The sequence below is a fragment of the Phytobacter ursingii genome (genome assembly GCF_001022135.1).
Classification (GTDB): domain Bacteria; phylum Pseudomonadota; class Gammaproteobacteria; order Enterobacterales; family Enterobacteriaceae; genus Phytobacter; species Phytobacter ursingii.
The window spans coordinates 220,373-240,276 of the sequence record NZ_CP011601.1 but is presented as its reverse complement, the minus strand read 5'-3'; the positions used below and the strand labels follow the sequence as shown (position 1 = coordinate 240,276).

The following is a 19,904-nucleotide window of genomic DNA, read 5'->3' as shown; positions in this document are numbered from 1 at the left end:
GTCTCTGAGCTCGCCTTGATGCCCGAGGCATAGACTGTACAAAAAAACAGTCATAACAAGCCATGAAAACCGCCACTGCGCCGTTACCACCGCTGCGTTCGGTCAAGGTTCTGGACCAGTTGCGTGAGCGCATACGCTACTTGCATTACAGCTTACCAACCGAACAGGCTTATGTCCACTGGGTTCGTGCCTTCATCCGTTTCCACGGTGTGCGTCACCCGGCAACCTTGGGCAGCAGCGAAGTCGAGGCATTTCTGTCCTGGCTGGCGAACGAGCGCAAGGTTTCGGTCTCCACGCATCGTCAGGCATTGGCGGCCTTGCTGTTCTTCTACGGCAAGGTGCTGTGCACGGATCTGCCCTGGCTTCAGGAGATCGGAAGACCTCGGCCGTCGCGGCGCTTGCCGGTGGTGCTGACCCCGGATGAAGTGGTTCGCATCCTCGGTTTTCTGGAAGGCGAGCATCGTTTGTTCGCCCAGCTTCTGTATGGAACGGGCATGCGGATCAGTGAGGGTTTGCAACTGCGGGTCAAGGATCTGGATTTCGATCACGGCACGATCATCGTGCGGGAGGGCAAGGGCTCCAAGGATCGGGCCTTGATGTTACCCGAGAGCTTGGCACCCAGCCTGCGCGAGCAGCTGTCGCGTGCACGGGCATGGTGGCTGAAGGACCAGGCCGAGGGCCGCAGCGGCGTTGCGCTTCCCGACGCCCTTGAGCGGAAGTATCCGCGCGCCGGGCATTCCTGGCCGTGGTTCTGGGTTTTTGCGCAGCACACGCATTCGACCGATCCACGGAGCGGTGTCGTGCGTCGCCATCACATGTATGACCAGACCTTTCAGCGCGCCTTCAAACGTGCCGTAGAACAAGCAGGCATCACGAAGCCCGCCACACCGCACACCCTCCGCCACTCGTTCGCGACGGCCTTGCTCCGCAGCGGTTACGACATTCGAACCGTGCAGGATCTGCTCGGCCATTCCGACGTCTCTACGACGATGATTTACACGCATGTGCTGAAAGTTGGCGGTGCCGGAGTGCGCTCACCGCTTGATGCGCTGCCGCCCCTCACTAGTGAGAGGTAGGGCAGCGCAAGTCAATCCTGGCGGATTCACTACCCCTGCGCGAAGGCCATCGGTGCCGCATCGAACGGCCGGTTGCGGAAAGTCCTCCCTGCGTCCGCTGATGGCCGGCAGCAGCCCGTCGTTGCCTGATGGATCCAACCCCTCCGCTGCTATAGTGCAGTCGGCTTCTGACGTTCAGTGCAGCCGTCTTCTGAAAACGACAAACGATGTCAGCCAATAAGTTGTTGTAATAATCGACAAGTGTTTGTTGCAACTCGCCGTCCTGTAAGACTGCATTATCAGTCTGATTCAGGGCGGCTATGGTGTCATTTATACACCATAAACCGATGACGGCTGCACGTAAATCTGTGGATGCTCTTGATGGCGATTCAACGTTTGCTGTCCCACGCATGGCGACAGCATTGTTTAGCCCAGCAATAATCCCATTATAAGTTGGGGGGAGGGGCTCCGACAACTGCAAAGCTATCTTTTCTGTATTGTTTTGGATGTCGTCCGCAAGAATGGTATTCTCGATCAGTTCTCGAGCCAATAATGATGTTTCGAAGCAGACGGCCAACACCGTCTGCTTCGTTTCTGGTTCTTGTTCTTCCACTGCCAGCGCGTTACTGATTGTTACGCACGTAAGTAGCAAAGTGAATGCGCTCTTGAGTCTCATCAACGGTTGCCTCCACAGTCTCGCTGGCACTGGAATCAATGTGAAAATTGTTCTGGATCGGATCAACAGGAATAAATCGATCACAGTCGAACTCTCTTGGAATTATGGTCATGTGCAGTTTCGTTGCTGATGAAAGAGCTTGAATGTACAACTTCTCCCCACCAATGACAGCAATGCGTTGATCGGTATTCTCATACAGGTTGATCACAGCACGAAGATCAGGAACGACAGTAGCGCCTATGACATCTTCTTGTTTTAACGTCGAGGAGATCACGAACGATTCGCGTTCGGGGAGAATTCCTTTCTCCTTGATTCGCTCCTCGGCGCCATCCTTTTCTAACTGCATGTCACGCATGTCAGTATACGTGTGTTTCCCCATAACGCACACGCGGATCTCTTTAGAAATCCGCGTAAATCGCGCCATGTCTTCTTTGCATTTCCATGGAATCTTGCCGCCTTTCCCGAATCCCAACTTAGAATCCACAGCGACTATTAGCTCAAGTTGTGGGTGACTCATTAAAACTCCAAACCAGTCGATGCTGGTTGTTCCAGATATTGCTTACGGAAGGTGGCCAGATCAATCAGTTTGATATTTGCCTTTCCGCTGTTGTTGAGATCGTGCACTTTCTTCAATTTGCCGGAAGATCCGGAAGTGGATGCCGCGATCACCATGGTGGTCTTCGACGAGACTGATGATTGCACTTCACCACCCTCAGCTTCAATCAGCTTCTCCAAGGCCGCGTCACGAAAACCGGTGATCACGATCTTCTCACCGGTAAAACGATCCCCCGAAGTGACCTGCTGTTTGAACCCGATGATTGATTGAATCTTGTTGAATAGCTCGGCATGTTCAGCCATACCTGCAAGCACTTTTGCGGCAGTTTTGTAGCTGAATTTGTCGACGCTAACGATCTGCTCTTCGGTGATGGCATTGAAATCATCCAAGGTCTTAATATCCAAGCCTTCACACAGAGCTTTCATCTTGCGGCGCCCAACGCCGCGCCCAAAGTGGGGCATCGACCCCAACCAAACCGACAGGGGAACACTACTGGGTATAGGAAGTATAAACCACCTTTTTGCTCCTCATCCGAAGTATCTTACCTGAAATTCCCTCACTCGTTTACCGCTCAAGCCCCAATTTTAACTGCCGGTCCAGCCTAAACCGCTCTAATAAGGTTCGATTTGGCGGTAAAATCTCTAGCCTGATAGCTCGAGAGATACAAACTGCCCCACCGCCCCGTTTAAAAGTTGGCAGTGTTGAGCAGTGTTGGATTTGGGGTCGTCAGTCAAAGAGACGACTCTGTGATGGATCGAACAGGCTGGGAGTCAGTGGCGGCGCTCGTTCTGGTGGCAGCTCACGCTGCTTGGCGGCATTCGCCTTGGCTGTTTTCTGTTTCAGATGCTTGAGAATCTGCTCAATGACCTTCGGATCTTCGATGCTGGCAATCACTTTGACGTGACCGCCGCAGTGTTCGCAGACTTCAATATCAATATTGAAGACTCGCTTGAGGCGTTGCATCCAGGTCATGGCGCGGTGGCGCTCTGCAGGACTCTTGTCACGCCAGTTAGTATCGAGACCTTCCGATTTGTCGGGCTTCTTGCCCCGCTTGGCGGGTGTTACTTGAACTCGGTGTTTGCTGTTCGGTGCAAAGACGCCGTGGAAGCGTGTGAGGTTGACTCGCGGCTTAGGTACCAACGCAGCGAGTTTGGCGATGAAGTCCAGCGGCTCGAAGATCACATGGGTGGTGCCATTGCGGTACGGAGTTTTGAGCTCGTAACGCACCTGCCCATTGGCGGTTAATGCCAGACGTTTTTCTGAAACCGCTGGCCGACTAATGTAGCGACACAAGCGCTCAAGCTTATCCCGCTGATGCGCTTCGGCCATCACACCGGCGTGTAGCGAGAAACCAGCATGGTTGGCTACTCGACTGCTTGAGTCGGCTTTATCCTCACGCCCTGGCAAGGTTTGCAGGGTGAAGACTTTGCGCCCTTGCTGGGGGCCGACGGCAATGCGATACGTAACCGAAGCACCATGTAATTGAGTCAGCGTATCGTCTTCGCCCTCTTCCAGTGTCAACCACGTATTCTCGGCATCACGCTCCAAAATCCCACGCTTTTCCATGCAGCGAGCGATGCGATGGCTGAGGGTGTGAGCGAGCGTATTCAGCTCATCGTAAGTGGGTGCCTTGACACGATGGAAGCGTTGCTTGCCATAGTCATCTTCGGCATAGACACCATCGAGAAACAGCATGTGGTAGTGGACATTGAGATTTAGCGCGGAGCCAAAGCGTTGGATAAGAGTCACTGAGCCAGTTTGTGCAGAGGCTTTGGTGTAACCGGCTTTTTTGATCAGATGAGTTGAGAGTGTACGATAGACGATACTCAAGACCTGGCCCATCAGCTGGGGATGGCGAGCCAGCAAAAAGCGTAGCTGGAAAGGAAAGCTGAGCACCCACTGGCGAATGGGCTCCTTGGGGAAGACTTCGTCTATCAGCAGCGCCGCACTCTCGGCCATCCGGCGGGCACCGCAGCTAGGGCAAAAGCCGCGTCGTTTACAGCTGAAGGCGACCAGACGCTCGTGATGACAATCCTCGCAGCGAACCCGCATGAAACCATACTCCAGACGGCCACATTGGAGGAGGTCGTTGAATTCTTGTTGGATGTAGCGAGGCAGGTGTTGACCTTGGGCTTCGAGTGAGGCTTTGAAGGCTGGGTAGTGCTGCTCAACCAGCTGGTAGAGCAGCGTCTGGTCGGGTTGGTGGCGTTCGTAACCGTTTGTTTGAGTGGGCGATTGACTCGCCGTGGCGTTCCTTGCCAGCGACATGGGTATCCTCCGCTGATACTGTGGTTATGTACAGTATCAGCGGCTTGCGTTCAGACGTCCAGTCTGGCCCTAGACATCGCTAAATGCTTAACCCGCAATAGCCCTCACGAGTTGTTATCAGCCACTACCGGTTGAGCGAGAAGGTTTTGGGTTCAGGGTGCTATTGCTCCACCAATCACAATACTGAAGCCCCAACTGTTATCAGTTGGGGCTTTTTCTTGTCTGTTTGCGGCGGTTGCGTTTTATCGGTAGTCGTCGAGCTCTGCACCATCCCACATAAGAGCTTAACGGTGCGATCTTCAACGCCATCACACAAAACTTTCTTTTTCACGCACAGTCAACTTATTGGATGTTTTATTAACAACCCAAAAGGAGATATTTAGCGGGCGGCCGGAAGGTGAATGCTAGGCATGATCTAACCCTCGGTCTCTGGCGTCGCGACTGCGAAATTTCGCGAGGGTTTCCGAGAAGGTGATTGCGCTTCGCAGATCTCCAGGCGCGTGGGTGCGGACGTAGTCAGCGCCATTGCCGATCGCGTGAAGTTCCGCCGCAAGGCTCGCTGGACCCAGATCCTTTACAGGAAGGCCAACGGTGGCGCCCAAGAAGGATTTCCGCGACACCGAGACCAATAGCGGAAGCCCCAACGCCGACTTCAGCTTTTGAAGGTTCGACAGCACGTGCAGCGATGTTTCCGGTGCGGGGCTCAAGAAAAATCCCATCCCCGGATCGAGGATGAGCCGGTCGGCAGCGACCCCGCTCCGTCGCAAGGCGGAAACCCGCGCCTCGAAGAACCGCACAATCTCGTCGAGCGCGTCTTCGGGTCGAAGGTGACCGGTGCGGGTGGCGATGCCATCCCGCTGCGCTGAGTGCATAACCACCAGCCTGCAGTCCGCCTCAGCAATATCGGGATAGAGCGCAGGGTCAGGAAATCCTTGGATATCGTTCAGGTAGCCCACGCCGCGCTTGAGCGCATAGCGCTGGGTTTCCGGTTGGAAGCTGTCGATTGAAACACGGTGCATCTGATCGGACAGGGCGTCTAAGAGCGGCGCAATACGTCTGATCTCATCGGCCGGCGATACAGGCCTCGCGTCCGGATGGCTGGCGGCCGGTCCGACATCCACGACGTCTGATCCGACTCGCAGCATTTCGATCGCCGCGGTGACAGCGCCGGCGGGGTCTAGCCGCCGGCTCTCATCGAAGAAGGAGTCCTCGGTGAGATTCAGAATGCCGAACACCGTCACCATGGCGTCGGCCTCCGCAGCGACTTCCACGATGGGGATCGGGCGAGCAAAAAGGCAGCAATTATGAGCCCCATACCTACAAAGCCCCACGCATCAAGCTTTTGCCCATGAAGCAACCAGGCAATGGCTGTAATTATGACGACGCCGAGTCCCGACCAGACTGCATAAGCAACACCGACAGGGATGGATTTCAGAACCAGAGAAAGAAAATAAAATGCGATGCCATAACCGATTATGACAACGGCGGAAGGGGCAAGCTTAGTAAAGCCCTCGCTAGATTTTAATGCGGATGTTGCGATTACTTCGCCAACTATTGCGATAACAAGAAAAAGCCAGCCTTTCATGATATATCTCCCAATTTGTGTAGGGCTTATTATGCACGCTTAAAAATAATAAAAGCAGACTTGACCTGATAGTTTGGCTGTGAGCAATTATGTGCTTAGTGCATCTAACGCCGGAGTTAAGCCGCCGCGCGTAGCGCGGTCGGCTTGAACGAATTGTTAGACATCATTTACCAACTGACTTGATGATCTCGCCTTTCACAAAGCGAATAAATTCTTCCAAGTGATCTGCGCGTGAGGCCAAGTGATCTTCTTTTTGTCCCAGATAAGCTTGCTTAGCTTCAAGTAAGACGGGCTGATACTGGGCAGGTAGGCGTTTTATTGCCCAGTCGGCAGCGACATCCTTCGGCGCGATTTTGCCGGTTATTGCGCTGTACCAAATGCGGGACAACGTAAGCACTACATTTCGCTCATCGCCGGCCCAGTCGGGCTGCGAGTTCCATAGCTTCAAGGTTTCCCTCAGCGCCTCGAATAGATCCTGTTCAGGAACCGGGTCAAAGAATTCCTCCGCTGCCGGACCTACCAAGGCAACGCTATGTTCTCTTGCTTTTGTAAGCAGGATAGCTAGATCAATGTCGATCATGGCTGGCTCGAAGATACCCGCAAGAATGTCATTGCGCTGCCATTCTCCAAATTGCAGCTCGCGCTTAGCCGGATAACGCCACGGGATGATGTCGTCATGCACGACAAGGGTGACTTCTATAGCGCGGAGCGTCTCGCTCTCGCCAGGGAAAGCCGAAGCCTCCATAAGGTCATTGAGCAATGCTCGCCGCGTCGTTTCATCAAGCTTTACGGCCACAGTAACCAACAAATCAATATCGCTGTATGGCTTCAGGCCGCCATCCACTGCGGAGCCGTACAAATGCACGGCCAGCAACGTTGATTCCAGATGGCGCTCAATGACGCTTAGCACCTCTGATAGTTGGTTCGAAATTTCGATGGTCACCGCTACCCTCATGATGTCTAACTTTGTTTTAGGGCGACTGCCCTGCTGCGTAACATCGTTGCTGCTCCATAACATCAAACATCGACCCACGGCGTAACGCGCTTGCTGCTTGGATGCCCGAGGCATAGACTGTACAAAAAAACAGTCATAACAAGCCATGAAAACCGCCACTGCGCCGTTACCACCGCTGCGTTCGGTCAAGGTTCTGGACCAGTTGCGTGAGCGCATACGCTACTTGCATTACAGCTTACCAACCGAACAGGCTTATGTCCACTGGGTTCGTGCCTTCATCCGTTTCCACGGTGTGCGTCACCCGGCAACCTTGGGCAGCAGCGAAGTCGAGGCATTTCTGTCCTGGCTGGCGAACGAGCGCAAGGTTTCGGTCTCCACGCATCGTCAGGCATTGGCGGCCTTGCTGTTCTTCTACGGCAAGGTGCTGTGCACGGATCTGCCCTGGCTTCAGGAGATCGGAAGACCTCGGCCGTCGCGGCGCTTGCCGGTGGTGCTGACCCCGGATGAAGTGGTTCGCATCCTCGGTTTTCTGGAAGGCGAGCATCGTTTGTTCGCCCAGCTTCTGTATGGAACGGGCATGCGGATCAGTGAGGGTTTGCAACTGCGGGTCAAGGATCTGGATTTCGATCACGGCACGATCATCGTGCGGGAGGGCAAGGGCTCCAAGGATCGGGCCTTGATGTTACCCGAGAGCTTGGCACCCAGCCTGCGCGAGCAGCTGTCGCGTGCACGGGCATGGTGGCTGAAGGACCAGGCCGAGGGCCGCAGCGGCGTTGCGCTTCCCGACGCCCTTGAGCGGAAGTATCCGCGCGCCGGGCATTCCTGGCCGTGGTTCTGGGTTTTTGCGCAGCACACGCATTCGACCGATCCACGGAGCGGTGTCGTGCGTCGCCATCACATGTATGACCAGACCTTTCAGCGCGCCTTCAAACGTGCCGTAGAACAAGCAGGCATCACGAAGCCCGCCACACCGCACACCCTCCGCCACTCGTTCGCGACGGCCTTGCTCCGCAGCGGTTACGACATTCGAACCGTGCAGGATCTGCTCGGCCATTCCGACGTCTCTACGACGATGATTTACACGCATGTGCTGAAAGTTGGCGGTGCCGGAGTGCGCTCACCGCTTGATGCGCTGCCGCCCCTCACTAGTGAGAGGTAGGGCAGCGCAAGTCAATCCTGGCGGATTCACTACCCCTGCGCGAAGGCCATCGGTGCCGCATCGAACGGCCGGTTGCGGAAAGTCCTCCCTGCGTCCGCTGATGGCCGGCAGCAGCCCGTCGTTGCCTGATGGATCCAACCCCTCCGCTGCTATAGTGCAGTCGGCTTCTGACGTTCAGTGCAGCCGTCTTCTGAAAACGACACCACCCTGCCCTTTCCCTGGCGTTTTTTGTCGCGTGTTTTAGTTGCATGAAATAGAATACTTGCGACTAGAACCGGAGACATTACGCCATGAAAGACAAGAGCGCCGCCTGTCGTTTTCAGAAGGCGACTGCACGAAATATCAGGAGTCGGCTGCACTGCCAGAACTGGCCGCCTGCAAGGCAGCGTAGAGAGCGGTTTTTCCTACCTTGAGGCGTGCGGCGGCCTCGCGGACATTCAAGCCGTTGGCGACAAGCTCCCGCGCTCGTTGCAACTTGTCGGCAGTGACAACCGGCTTGCGTCCGCCTTTGCGCCCGCGTGCGGCGGCAGCGGTCAACCCGGCCTTGGTGCGCTCGCGGATCAGGTCGCGCTCGAACTGGCCCAGCGCACCGAACACATGGAAGATGAGCCGTCCGCCCGGCGTGGTGGTGTCGATGTTTTCAGTCAACGAGCGGAAGCCGACGCCCCGTGCTTCCAGCTTGCCGACCGTCTCAATCAGGTGCGGCAGGGAGCGGCCAAGCCGATCCAGCCGCCAGACGACCAGCACATCGCCATCGCGCAGATAAGCCAGCGCATCGGCCAAGCCGGGCCGGTCTGCCTTGGCCCCGGATGCCGTGTCCTCGAAAACCCGTTCGCAGCCTGCATTGCGCAGCGCATCCGTCTGCAAGGCGGTGTCCTGTTCCGCCGTCGATACCCGCGCATAGCCGATGAGTGCCATTTCCGCCCATTTGTCCGTTATACCGTCCGCCTATCTTATTGTCCGTCATCCCGTTGCGCAAGATGTTTTCGGACAGGCGTCCGGTTTGGCCGCCTAATGATCGTTTGGCGGACAAGGCGACTGGCATCAGCCGAACAGCTCGCTATGGGAGCCAAGCCGCGCCAGTCGCAGGGTGTCGGCGTCGGACTTGCGGTAGATCAGCAGCAGGTCGGGCTTGATGTAGCATTCGCGGTAGCCCGCCCAATCGCCGGAAAGATCGTGGTCGCGGTATCGCACATCCAGGGGCTGATCGGTCGCCAGCGCGACCAGAACCGGCTTGAGGTCATCATTCGTGCAGCGGACTCCTGATACTGTTCGTTCAATAGACGACTGCACAACAGCCTTCAAACCGCGTTGTCTGGTGCAGTCGTCTTCTGAAAATGACAGTGGCCAGCAAATCCAATCATGTAAAGAAAACCATCGTTATTTTTACGCCTATTTTGGATTGCGCAATCCAAAATTGAAACACTAGATATGGTGGCCGCGATCAGCTGCCGGCGCACAAGATGTTGTGTTGGTGATGGCTGTTGCGGCACTGTTGCAAATAGTCGGTGGTGATAAACTTATCATCCCCTTTTGCTGATGGAGCTGCACATGAACCCATTCAAAGGCCGGCATTTTCAGCGTGACATCATTCTGTGGGCCGTACGCTGGTACTGCAAATACGGCATCAGTTACCGTGAGCTGCAGGAGATGCTGGCTGAACGCGGAGTGAATGTCGATCACTCCACGATTTACCGCTGGGTTCAGCGTTATGCGCCTGAAATGGAAAAACGGCTGCGCTGGTACTGGCGTAACCCTTCCGATCTTTGCCCGTGGCACATGGATGAAACCTACGTGAAGGTCAATGGCCGCTGGGCGTATCTGTACCGGGCCGTCGACAGCCGGGGCCGCACTGTCGATTTTTATCTCTCCTCCCGTCGTAACAGCAAAGCTGCATACCGGTTTCTGGGTAAAATCCTCAACAACGTGAAGAAGTGGCAGATCCCGCGATTCATCAACACGGATAAAGCGCCCGCCTATGGTCGCGCGCTTGCTCTGCTCAAACGCGAAGGCCGGTGCCCGTCTGACGTTGAACACCGACAGATTAAGTACCGGAACAACGTGATTGAATGCGATCATGGCAAACTGAAACGGATAATCGGCGCCACGCTGGGATTTAAATCCATGAAGACGGCTTACGCCACCATCAAAGGTATTGAGGTGATGCGTGCACTACGCAAAGGCCAGGCCTCAGCATTTTATTATGGTGATCCCCTGGGCGAAATGCGCCTGGTAAGCAGAGTTTTTGAAATGTAAGGCCTTTGAATAAGACAAAAGGCTGCCTCATCGCTAACTTTGCAACAGTGCCTTCTGAAACGAAATTACAGATTACGGTTAAAATATAAAAAAAAGCCACCAATCCTGCCGGATACGGTGGCTTAAATACAGAATTAATTAATTTATTTCAGTATGTTATCACACATCAGCTGAAGTGTATTGATAAACCTTGCTGCATGAAAACCATCACAGACTGCATGATGAACCTGTACAGAAACAGGTAATAGTACGCGGTCACCTTCCTGCTGAAACTTTGCCATTGTAAAAACCGGGGAAAAATAATCATCATTTCCGGTGATATTCAGATTAAATCCGTCAAAACTCACCCAGGGTAACGATGATATATTCAGGTGATTCTCCGGTAAATTTCCCTGCGGAAACAACCTGGTATCATGCTGATATTCTGCTGTTACCGCGTTATAACCCGCCATAAACTCACTGAGATCCGGAAAATAACGGCAGGACAGTGCGGAGAATGTTTCGGTTTCTTTATGAAAGACAGTAAAGACCGGGTCTGACTGTTCCCAGTAAATCAGTTCATTATCTTTCATTGCCATCCGGAACTCCGGAAACTGATTAACAGCCCGGGAGATCAGGTAAATCATCAGCGGATAAAACTTATAACCGGTTTTCGCCAGTGCAGTACGCAAAGCGGTAATATCGAGTTTGGTGGTCAGGCTGAATCCGCATTTAATCTGCTGACGATAAAGGGCAAAATGTTCCCTGCGATTCCAGGTATTCAGGTCAATCCGGGTAAAATTCATGGTTATTCCTTCTGATTAATAGTGAAAAATATTAATAATCAGAAGGCAGTCTGGTTGTCTCAATGGGTAACATTCCGTCCTCCGTAAGCTGTCTGGTATTCAGTAATAATACCCGATACGGGCTTAATCTGTATTAAGCCCGGTTTTATTTATTCCGGCCACTCATCCGCAAATACATAGCGGATCAGTTCTGCGGATTCACGGGGCGGTGCTCTCAGCACATCCGCCATTAAATCAATTTCCATCTGACAGGTTTGCAGCTTGTCTTCCGCCAGCACATACGGATCATCCGTCAGGAAACTATCGCCGTATTTATCCACCGACCCCTGTATTTGTGCCGAAAATAATGACTGAATTTCATCAGCGGAATAATGCGCAACCGGAGCCCCTTCACCGGCTGAATTCACCAGATCCAGCAACGCTCTGTTACCGATAATAAAGTCACGGTACCCGGCGGAAGCCTTTTTCATATCCGGCGGGCCAGACACTTCCGGATGCAGCACACGAAAGCAGAAGTCACCGGAGGTATCCTGCGCCAGTGCTTTCTGCAAAAATTCCAGCCGCATTTTCCCGTAATTAATCACCGCGTCATCCCCCGCGAGATAAAGCAGTTTTTTAATATTTTCGGTGGCCCACTGTTGCAGGCGCATATAGTACTCTAAACAGGGCACTGTTGCAAATAGTCGGTGGTGATAAACTTATCATCCCCTTTTGCTGATGGAGCTGCACATGAACCCATTCAAAGGCCGGCATTTTCAGCGTGACATCATTCTGTGGGCCGTACGCTGGTACTGCAAATACGGCATCAGTTACCGTGAGCTGCAGGAGATGCTGGCTGAACGCGGAGTGAATGTCGATCACTCCACGATTTACCGCTGGGTTCAGCGTTATGCGCCTGAAATGGAAAAACGGCTGCGCTGGTACTGGCGTAACCCTTCCGATCTTTGCCCGTGGCACATGGATGAAACCTACGTGAAGGTCAATGGCCGCTGGGCGTATCTGTACCGGGCCGTCGACAGCCGGGGCCGCACTGTCGATTTTTATCTCTCCTCCCGTCGTAACAGCAAAGCTGCATACCGGTTTCTGGGTAAAATCCTCAACAACGTGAAGAAGTGGCAGATCCCGCGATTCATCAACACGGATAAAGCGCCCGCCTATGGTCGCGCGCTTGCTCTGCTCAAACGCGAAGGCCGGTGCCCGTCTGACGTTGAACACCGACAGATTAAGTACCGGAACAACGTGATTGAATGCGATCATGGCAAACTGAAACGGATAATCGGCGCCACGCTGGGATTTAAATCCATGAAGACGGCTTACGCCACCATCAAAGGTATTGAGGTGATGCGTGCACTACGCAAAGGCCAGGCCTCAGCATTTTATTATGGTGATCCCCTGGGCGAAATGCGCCTGGTAAGCAGAGTTTTTGAAATGTAAGGCCTTTGAATAAGACAAAAGGCTGCCTCATCGCTAACTTTGCAACAGTGCCATACTGTGTAGTATCATAATGCATAAATCACGATTTTTGATACTGACATTCAGTACCGTTTTGGGTGGTATCAAAACTCATAACATTTGAGACGGTTAAAAAGAGAACAGAACACCCGTTTACGAAAGGATGCGTGATGGCTGCTGATTTTCTGACCGACAAACAGACACAGAACTACGGGCGTTATGCCGCAGAGCCAAACGAGATCCAGCTGGCACGGTATTTTCATCTTGATGAGCGAGACCTTACTTTCATCAACCTGCGTAGGGGCAGGCATAACCGGTTGGGAATTGCCCTTCAACTCACAACTGCCCGCTTTCTGGGAACCTTCTTGTCCGATCTCATGCAAATACCGCCCGGTGTCCAGTTTTATGTCGCAAGGCAACTTAACATCCGCTATCCAGAGATCATTTCCCGCTATGCTCAAAGGGAAAACACACGTTGGGAGCACCACGGGCTTATCAGGCAGCACTATAGCTATCATGATTTCGGTGATTTCCCGTGGTCGTTCAGACTGAAGCGATTGCTGTATACCCGTGCATGGCTCAGTAATGAACGCCCCGGACTGATGTTCGATTTTGCCACCGCGTGGTTGCTTCAAAATAAAGTGTTGTTGCCAGCCGCATCCACCCTGACGAGAGTCATTGGTGAAATCCGTGAGCGTGCGACCCGCCGCTTGTGGCGAAAATTGGCCGCGCTGCCAAACCGTTGGCAGACCGCACAACTGGCTGGGTTACTTGAAATCCCCGAAGGACAGCGACTCTCAGTGATGGAGCACCTAAAAAGAGGCCCTGTCACTATCAGCGGCCCCGCGTTCACTGAAGCACTTGAACGTTACACTCGCCTGCGCAGCCTGGAGTTTTCCTGTCTGAATTTCACTGGGCTGCCCGCCATACAGCTCCGCAATCTGGCACGCTATGCCGGAATGGCATCGGTGAAATATATCAGCAGAATGCCAGAAGAACGGCGGCTGGCGATCCTTACCGCATTCGTGAAAGCGCAAGAAATCTCGGCGCTGGACGAGGCCGTTGACGTGCTGGATATGCTGATCCTCAATATTACCCGGGAGGCGAAGAAAACCGGGCAGAAAAAGCGACTTAGGACGCTCAAGGATCTTGACCGCGCGGCGTTGCTGCTGGCGCGGGCATGCGCACTTTTACTTGATGAAGATACCGCCGATGATTTGCTGCGAAAGACCATATTCAGCAGTGTGTCTGTCGCCAGACTGGCAGAGTCCGTGGAAAAAGTGAATGAACTGGCCCGCCCCCAGGATACAAACTTTCAGGATGAAATGGTGGAGCAATACGGACGGGTAAGGCGTTTTTTGCCCGCACTACTGCGCGATCTGCACTTCCGTGCGGCCCCAGACGGTGAACATACCTTGGCTGCCATCCATTACCTGGCAGAGCTAAACGGCTCGAAAAAACGGATCCTGGACGATGCACCTGAACATATCATTTCAGGCCCTTGGAAACGCCTGGTGTACGATGCTGACGGTCGGATACAGCGAGCAGGTTACTCGTTGTGTCTGCTGGAGCGACTTCAGGATGCGCTACGCCGTCGTGACATCTGGTTGGAAAACAGCGATCGTTGGGGTGATCCGCGCCAAAAACTTCTTCAGGGGGAGGAATGGCAGGCGCAGCGGGTTCCAGTCTGCCGGGCATTGGGTCACCCCACTAATGGCAGTAAAGCATCGGAGCAATTGGCCGCTCAGTTAGATGAAACCTGGAAAACGGTGGCATCACGTTTTGATCGCAATACCGCCGTGGACATCTGCAATGAAGGTAAACATCCTTCGCTGACCATCAGCAGCCTGGATAAATTGGATGAACCACCGGCGCTGATACAACTGAGCAGCCGAGTCAGACAATTGCTTCCACCCGTTGACCTGACAGAACTGTTGCTCGAGATTGACGCCAGAACTGGCTTCACCCGTGAATTCAGCCATGTCAGCGAGTCAGGTGCCCGTGCGCAGGATCTGCATATAAGCCTGTGTGCGGTGATGCTGGCTGAGGCCTGCAATATCGGACATGAGCCGCTGATCAAGCACAATATCCCTGCACTGACTCGCCATCGTCTGAGCTGGGTGAAACAGAACTACATCCGAGCAGAAACGCTGGTTAGCGCCAATGCGCGGCTGGTTGATTTTCAGTCCTCGTTAGCGTTGGCAGGATACTGGGGGGCGGGGAGGTAGCCTCCGCTGATGGTATGCGTTTTGTCACGCCAGTGAAAACGGTGAATTCTGGCCCCAACAGAAAATACTTTGGTTCAGGGCGCGGCATCACCTGGTACAACTTTGTCTCTGACCAATATTCGGGTTTTCATGGCATAGTGATTCCTGGAACACTGCGGGATTCCATCTTTGTGCTGGAAGGGCTACTTGAGCAACAAACGGGACTAAACCCGGTTGAAATCATGACGGACACAGCAGGTACCAGTGACATTATCTTTGGCCTGTTCTGGCTACTGGGATACCAATTTTCACCTCGTCTGGCGGATGCGGGTGAGGCTGTGTTCTGGCGGGCCGACAAAGCAGCGAATTACGGGGCGTTGGACAAACTGGCGCGGGGTTGTGTTGACCTTTCTAAAATCGAAAGCCACTGGGATGAGATGATGCGGGTTGCCGGTTCGCTGAAGCTGGGCACTATTCATGCGTCAGAACTCATTCGATCGCTATTGAGAAGTACCCGACCGTCAGGGCTTGCTCAGGCAATAATGGAGGTCGGAAGAGTTAACAAGACACTGTATCTTCTCAACTATATTGATGATGAGGACTATCGTCGCCGGATCCTAACACAGTTGAACCGGGGTGAAGGCCGCCATGCCGTTGCAAGAGCCATCTGCTACGGTCAGCGTGGCGAGATCAGAAAACGTTACCGCGAGGGGCAGGAAGATCAGTTGGGTGCGCTGGGTCTGGTGACAAACGCAGTGGTGCTGTGGAATACGCTTTATATGCAGGAAGCCTTGTCGCACCTGCGCAGCATCGGGGAAGGGCCAGAGGATGAACATATCGCGCGGCTTTCGCCTCTGATGCACGGTCATATCAACATGCTGGGACATTATACGTTCACACTACCGGAGGATATTATGAAGGGGGAATTGAGGCCGTTAAATCTCAATTTAAACAATGAATTATCTCCTTAGCGTGGTTTTTTACATCATTGGCCCTCAAACCCCATGATGATGGTTTCGAAACGTCTTAAGGCCAAAGACTATCGAACGGTTTCCACGGGATTTAACGTCCTGAGCTCTAAGCCAGGGCTGATAACTTTGGCCATAGCCCACTCCTATGCCGTCACCTAGCGCATTTTCATAATCCAAATAGGATTTGAGACGCCTACCCCTACCCATGATCGTACCCAAAAAACGACATTGATACGTACCTATATGTGCATTTTATAGTCTCCAACCCTATAACCACACATTCAGTAAGCATACAACATTAGCGTCGTTTTTTGAGAATGGTTACAACTTTAGTGCTTTGTGTACAACTTTATTGTCTTCGGACAGTAGGACCCTCTAAAACCAATAGAATTTACGTAGAAACGCGTTTAGTAAAGGCTTTACTAATTACTAATGACTAACATATTAGCACTTTCAGATCTGTCAGCAATAACCCCGGGCGGCGAAATAATGAGAAGAGTTCTTCCGGAGAGCCTTTTCTTTCTATCTGATTGATTTTTAACACTTTTAAATGTCAGCTTTATGTAAACCTGTGGGATTTACTCCTAATTAAATCCCATAGTATGAAAATTAGGCATTTGCAAACCTTAATGACGTGACGTTGTCACGTAAATCAATGGAATTTAGTCTCTAGTAAAGAGTTAACTAGTGACTAACTGCCTGATCGGTGTGCTTGAACGGTGCACTTCAGGCCGGATATAAAAATTGATGAGAGATATACAGAAAATGATGGACCGGCTTAATAGGGGTCTGACGCTCAGTGGAACGAAAACTCACGTTAAGCAACGTTTTCTGCCTCTGACGCCTCTTTTAATGGTCTCAGATGTCCTTTGGTCACCAGTTCTGCCAGCGTGAAGGAATAATGGCCGAGCATATTGATATGTCCGTGGCAAAGCGGGGAGAGGCGTGCGATATCTTCATCATTCAGTGTTTCACCCTGCGCCCGGAGATGATCCAGGGCTGCCTGCATATAAATAGTGTTCCATAACACGACGGCGTTAGTGACCAGCCCCAGTGTGCCCAGTTGATCTTCCTGACCGTCGGTATATCGTTTTCTTATCTCACCTTTTTGACCGTGACAGATGGCTCTGGCAACGGCATGGCGACTTTCTCCCCGATTAAGCTGGGTCAGAATGCGCCGGCGGTAATCTTCATCATCAATATAATTAAGCAGATACAGCGTTTTGTTGATGCGCCCCACTTCAATGATTGCCTGAGTCAGTCCGGAAGGACGTTCACTTTTCAGCAATGAACGGACCAGCACTGAAACCTGTACTTTGCCCAGCTTCAGGGAGCCAGCGGTCCGGATCATTTCGTCCCACTGAAGGACTATTTTTCGGGGATCTGATTGCCCTCTGGCAATATCATTCAGCACGCCATAGTCGGCATCATGGTCCATTCGCCAGAAAACCGAAGCACCGGCATCAGCCAGGCGTGGAGAAAACTGGTATCCCAGCAGCCAGAAAAGGCCAAAGACAAGTTCGCTGGCACCTGCTGTATCGGTCATAATTTCGGTTGGATTCAGCCCGGTCTCCTGTTCCAGAAGACCTTCCAGCACAAAGATAGAGTCCCTCAGCGTCCCCGGTATAACGATGCCATGAAAGCCGGAATACTGATCGGACACAAAGTTGTACCAGGTGATCCCTCTGTTATTACCAAAGTATTTGCGGTTCGGTCCGGCATTGATTGTTCTGACTGGCGTAACAAAGCGCATTCCATCTGCAGATGCCACTTCTCCTCCACCCCATATCTGTGCCAGTGGCAGCGTTGCCTGAAAATCAACCAGTCTGGCATTAGCGCTGGTGATAGTTTCAGCCCGCAGATAGTTCGCTTTTGTCCAGTTCAGCCGGTGTCGGGTCAGTGCAGGAACATTTGATCTGATCAGTGGTTCCAGACCGATATTGCAGGCTTCAGCCATCAGCACGGCGCTGATGCTGACGGGCAGATCATCAACTCTGGCACTGGCTTCACTAGCATGGAAAAACTCATCAGCAAATCCGGTATGGGCGTTAATTTCGAGCAGCAACTCCGTTAAATCCACCGGAGGGAGTAGATCACTGATCATTTTGCTCAGTCGTTTCAGACTGTCCGGCTCATCAAGACTGGCGAGGGGAGAAATTGTCAACCGGGGCTTCGGGCCAGAAACATCGAGTTCGACAGCCTCATTTTCGCAAAGACGTGCAGCAACCTGTCTGTAACGACTATCAAGCTGATGACCCAGAGATTTTATTGCTTCCTGCGGGTCTGTCGGGTGCCCCAAAGAACGATAAACCTTAATCCGGTTTGCCTGCCAGTCAGCACCCTGTAGTAATCTTGCACGAGGATCTCCCCACCGGTTACTGCCGGTAACGTAGACATCCCTCCGCCTCAGACTATCCTGCAGTTTACTGAGAAAGCAGAGCGTGTATCCCCTGCGGGTGATATGTTTTTCCTTGTTAATCACCAGCCGTTTCCATGACCGACTGATAATTTCCGTTGGTGCGTCGTCAAAAAACTGCCGCCGTGAGCTGAACTCCCGGCTGAGGTAGTCACAGGCATTCAGAGTGGTAACCCCGGCAGGTGCGGATGAAAATTTAACGGTATTCAGCAGATGGGGCAGGAAACGACGAACGCGCCCGTACTGCTCCACCATTTCTTCATGAAAATTATCGTCTGAGGGCCGGGCAATTTCACGGACAAGCGTGATGATTTCAGCCAGCTTTTGCCTTGGGATGTAGCTGAACACCTCAGCACGAATCGATTCGTCCGGTGTTTCTTCTTTCAGCAGGTACGAACATGCGCTGGCGAGCGCCAATGCAGATTTATCCAGATCCTTCAGCGAGCGGAGCCGTTTTTTCTGCCCAATCTTTCTGGCGTCACGGATGATAACGGCCAGCATGGCGTCCAGAACGTCCAATGCATCATCCAGCGCCAGCGTTTCCCATGCAAGGACAAAGGCAACCAGAACCGCCATCCTTTTCTGCGGTGACATCCTGGCAATATTGAACACCGAAGTCATACCAGCATAACGTGCGAGATTTTTCAGGCGCACAGCCGGGAGTGTACTCAGGTTTTCAGCATGCAGGCCAAAATCGTTCAGAGTTTTCCAGCGTTCAATTGCTTCATTAAACGCCGGACCACTGATGGTCACAGGGCCCTTTTTCAGTGATTCCAGTAAAGACAGGCGGCTGCAATCAGTTGGCCCCAGCAGCATCTCCAGCTGTGAACGCTGTTCGGCTGACGGTATCAGTGCCAGTTTGTTCCACAGGCGCAACGTCGCCTTTTCCCTTACCTCTGAAATCAACCGGGTCAGCGTAGTGGCTCCGGGGAGAATAATACGATGTTGCATAAGCCACCCTGTCGCCAGATCGAAAAGCAGGCCAGGACGTTCATTGCTTATCCAGCTCCGGGTATATAAAAGACGGGTAAGGCGAAATGTCCAGGGCCAGGCAAATTCACGATACTGATAGTGCTGACGTATCAGCGCTGCATGCTCACGGCGGGTATTTTCCCTCTGACCGTATTCTGCAAGAACGGTGATATCACGAATCCCGAGCTGTCTGGCGGTAAAATGCCGGACGCCGGAAGGAATATGATTCATATCGGTGAGGAAGGTGCCCAGAAAACGGACACATCCAATTTGCAGGGCAATGCCCAGACGGTTGTGATCACCTCTGCTTTTTCCGATAAATTCCTTGTCTGCTTCATCAAGGTGAAAATATCGTGCCAGCTGAAGCTCATCCGGTTCACCGGTGAATCTGCCATAGCTTTCAGTCTGCTCAGTGGTCAGAAAGTCAACGGGCATATCGGCCTCCCTGCCTGACGGGCATTTAGTAACATTTTTCCAACCGTACGAAATGTTATAAATTATCGGACATCGTAAAACTGTTACATTAATATGTCTATTAAATCGTAAATTTGTAATAATAGACATGAGTTGTCCGATATTCGATTTAAGGTA

General features: G+C 52.7%; 16 protein-coding genes and 2 pseudogenes. 5 read left to right on the top strand and 13 right to left on the bottom strand.

Translation table 11 applies throughout. The features are described from left to right. Positions 1-62: 62 nt before the first annotated feature. On the top strand, positions 63-1,076 hold the full coding sequence (gene intI1, locus AB182_RS03135; RefSeq protein ID WP_000845039.1) for a class 1 integron integrase IntI1: 1,014 nt from the start codon (positions 63-65) through the stop codon (positions 1,074-1,076). On the opposite strand, the gene AB182_RS32895 is transcribed toward intI1 (AB182_RS03135), so the two are convergent. The 7 genes from AB182_RS32895 to AB182_RS03100 all read right to left on the bottom strand — a co-directional run bounded on the left by AB182_RS32895 (position 1,063) and on the right by AB182_RS03100 (position 7,095). Beyond that, positions 1,063-1,668 carry a hypothetical protein gene (locus AB182_RS32895; RefSeq protein ID WP_048228299.1) on the bottom strand — a complete coding sequence of 202 codons (606 nt, stop codon included), beginning with the start codon at positions 1,666-1,668 and terminating at the stop codon, positions 1,063-1,065. The two genes, intI1 (AB182_RS03135) and AB182_RS32895, sit on opposite strands and share 14 nt — an antisense overlap. A gap of 10 nt (positions 1,669-1,678) precedes the next feature. Then, positions 1,679-2,248 carry a trimethoprim-resistant dihydrofolate reductase DfrA19 gene (gene dfrA19, locus AB182_RS03125; RefSeq protein ID WP_000019304.1) on the bottom strand — a complete coding sequence of 190 codons (570 nt, stop codon included), beginning with the start codon at positions 2,246-2,248 and terminating at the stop codon, positions 1,679-1,681. Further along, entirely contained in the window at positions 2,248-2,712 is a 465-nt protein-coding gene (locus AB182_RS03120; protein WP_000645230.1) for a BRCT domain-containing protein, read from the bottom strand. The genes dfrA19 and AB182_RS03120 overlap by 1 nt, the downstream gene beginning before the upstream one ends. A 301-nt stretch (positions 2,713-3,013) precedes the next feature. Further along, entirely contained in the window at positions 3,014-4,555 is a 1,542-nt protein-coding gene (locus AB182_RS03115) for an IS91-like element ISCR1 family transposase (RefSeq protein WP_000050481.1), read from the bottom strand. A gap of 404 nt (positions 4,556-4,959) precedes the next feature. Next, entirely contained in the window at positions 4,960-5,799 is an 840-nt protein-coding gene (gene sul1 / locus AB182_RS03110) for a sulfonamide-resistant dihydropteroate synthase Sul1 (protein WP_000259031.1), read from the bottom strand. Continuing rightward, complete coding sequence (locus AB182_RS03105) at positions 5,793-6,140, bottom strand: quaternary ammonium compound efflux SMR transporter QacE delta 1 (protein WP_000679427.1); 348 nt, start codon at positions 6,138-6,140, stop codon at positions 5,793-5,795. The genes sul1 and AB182_RS03105 overlap by 7 nt, the downstream gene beginning before the upstream one ends. 163 nt (positions 6,141-6,303) lie before the next feature. After that, entirely contained in the window at positions 6,304-7,095 is a 792-nt protein-coding gene (locus AB182_RS03100; protein ID WP_001261740.1) for an ANT(3'')-Ia family aminoglycoside nucleotidyltransferase AadA2, read from the bottom strand. Positions 7,096-7,240: 145 nt separating this feature from the next. On the opposite strand from AB182_RS03100, the gene intI1 (AB182_RS03095) reads away from it, so the two are divergent. Next, positions 7,241-8,254: a class 1 integron integrase IntI1 gene (gene intI1 / locus AB182_RS03095; protein ID WP_000845039.1), complete on the top strand. Its 1,014-nt coding sequence runs from the start codon at positions 7,241-7,243 to the stop codon at positions 8,252-8,254. A 342-nt stretch (positions 8,255-8,596) separates the two neighbouring features. Here the strand turns inward: intI1 (AB182_RS03095) and AB182_RS03090 are convergent, their stop codons facing one another. Both AB182_RS03090 and AB182_RS30105 read right to left on the bottom strand, forming a co-directional pair. Further along, on the bottom strand, positions 8,597-9,172 hold the full coding sequence (locus tag AB182_RS03090; protein ID WP_001173919.1) for a recombinase family protein: 576 nt from the start codon (positions 9,170-9,172) through the stop codon (positions 8,597-8,599). Between the two features lie 126 nt (positions 9,173-9,298). Next, complete coding sequence (locus AB182_RS30105) at positions 9,299-9,547, bottom strand: type II toxin-antitoxin system YafQ family toxin (RefSeq protein ID WP_011191340.1); 249 nt, start codon at positions 9,545-9,547, stop codon at positions 9,299-9,301. A 258-nt stretch (positions 9,548-9,805) separates the two neighbouring features. Here AB182_RS30105 and AB182_RS03080 point away from each other — a divergent pair, with 258 nt between their 5' ends. Continuing rightward, positions 9,806-10,510: an IS6-like element IS26 family transposase gene (locus tag AB182_RS03080; RefSeq protein WP_001067855.1), complete on the top strand. Its 705-nt coding sequence runs from the start codon at positions 9,806-9,808 to the stop codon at positions 10,508-10,510. A 143-nt stretch (positions 10,511-10,653) separates the two neighbouring features. On the opposite strand, the gene AB182_RS03075 is transcribed toward AB182_RS03080, so the two are convergent. Further along, positions 10,654-11,295, bottom strand: a complete 642-nt coding sequence (locus tag AB182_RS03075; RefSeq protein WP_001011939.1) for a type A-2 chloramphenicol O-acetyltransferase CatII — start codon at positions 11,293-11,295, stop codon at positions 10,654-10,656. A 149-nt stretch (positions 11,296-11,444) separates the two neighbouring features. Further along, the gene (locus tag AB182_RS03070; RefSeq protein WP_001239317.1) at positions 11,445-11,945 is read right to left on the bottom strand and encodes a hypothetical protein; all 501 of its coding nucleotides are present in this window, start codon (positions 11,943-11,945) and stop codon (positions 11,445-11,447) included. A gap of 79 nt (positions 11,946-12,024) precedes the next feature. Between AB182_RS03070 and AB182_RS03065 the strand changes: the two genes are divergently transcribed. Both AB182_RS03065 and AB182_RS03060 read left to right on the top strand, forming a co-directional pair. Continuing rightward, a complete protein-coding gene (locus AB182_RS03065; RefSeq protein WP_001067855.1) occupies positions 12,025-12,729 on the top strand; it encodes an IS6-like element IS26 family transposase in 705 nt (234 codons plus the stop codon). A 188-nt stretch (positions 12,730-12,917) separates the two neighbouring features. Continuing rightward, positions 12,918-15,925: pseudogene (locus AB182_RS03060) on the top strand (Tn3 family transposase). Positions 15,926-15,961: 36 nt separating this feature from the next. On the opposite strand, the pseudogene AB182_RS30095 reads toward AB182_RS03060, so the two are convergent. Both AB182_RS30095 and AB182_RS03055 read right to left on the bottom strand, forming a co-directional pair. Next, positions 15,962-16,132, bottom strand: a pseudogene (locus AB182_RS30095) (TnsA endonuclease N-terminal domain-containing protein); the annotation flags it as partial. A 610-nt stretch (positions 16,133-16,742) separates the two neighbouring features. Next, positions 16,743-19,748: a Tn3-like element Tn3 family transposase gene (locus AB182_RS03055; RefSeq protein ID WP_001143760.1), complete on the bottom strand. Its 3,006-nt coding sequence runs from the start codon at positions 19,746-19,748 to the stop codon at positions 16,743-16,745. Positions 19,749-19,904 lie beyond the last annotated feature (156 nt).

Bases quoted from the DNA above. Each gene is read 5' to 3' on its own strand.
- AB182_RS03100 (WP_001261740.1), bottom strand. From the start codon at position 7,095: ATGAGGGTAGCGGTGACCATCGAAATTTCGAACCAACTATCAGAGGTG.
- intI1 (WP_000845039.1), top strand. From the start codon at position 63: ATGAAAACCGCCACTGCGCCGTTACCACCGCTGCGTTCGGTCAAGGTT.
- AB182_RS03120 (WP_000645230.1), bottom strand. From the start codon at position 2,712: ATGAAAGCTCTGTGTGAAGGCTTGGATATTAAGACCTTGGATGATTTC.
- intI1 (WP_000845039.1), top strand. From the start codon at position 7,241: ATGAAAACCGCCACTGCGCCGTTACCACCGCTGCGTTCGGTCAAGGTT.
- AB182_RS03070 (WP_001239317.1), bottom strand. From the start codon at position 11,945: ATGCGCCTGCAACAGTGGGCCACCGAAAATATTAAAAAACTGCTTTAT.
- sul1 (WP_000259031.1), bottom strand. From the start codon at position 5,799: ATGGTGACGGTGTTCGGCATTCTGAATCTCACCGAGGACTCCTTCTTC.
- AB182_RS03065 (WP_001067855.1), top strand. From the start codon at position 12,025: ATGAACCCATTCAAAGGCCGGCATTTTCAGCGTGACATCATTCTGTGG.
- AB182_RS03105 (WP_000679427.1), bottom strand. From the start codon at position 6,140: ATGAAAGGCTGGCTTTTTCTTGTTATCGCAATAGTTGGCGAAGTAATC.
- dfrA19 (WP_000019304.1), bottom strand. From the start codon at position 2,248: ATGAGTCACCCACAACTTGAGCTAATAGTCGCTGTGGATTCTAAGTTG.
- AB182_RS03080 (WP_001067855.1), top strand. From the start codon at position 9,806: ATGAACCCATTCAAAGGCCGGCATTTTCAGCGTGACATCATTCTGTGG.
- AB182_RS03090 (WP_001173919.1), bottom strand. From the start codon at position 9,172: ATGGCACTCATCGGCTATGCGCGGGTATCGACGGCGGAACAGGACACC.
- AB182_RS03055 (WP_001143760.1), bottom strand. From the start codon at position 19,748: ATGCCCGTTGACTTTCTGACCACTGAGCAGACTGAAAGCTATGGCAGA.
- AB182_RS03075 (WP_001011939.1), bottom strand. From the start codon at position 11,295: ATGAATTTTACCCGGATTGACCTGAATACCTGGAATCGCAGGGAACAT.
- AB182_RS03115 (WP_000050481.1), bottom strand. From the start codon at position 4,555: ATGTCGCTGGCAAGGAACGCCACGGCGAGTCAATCGCCCACTCAAACA.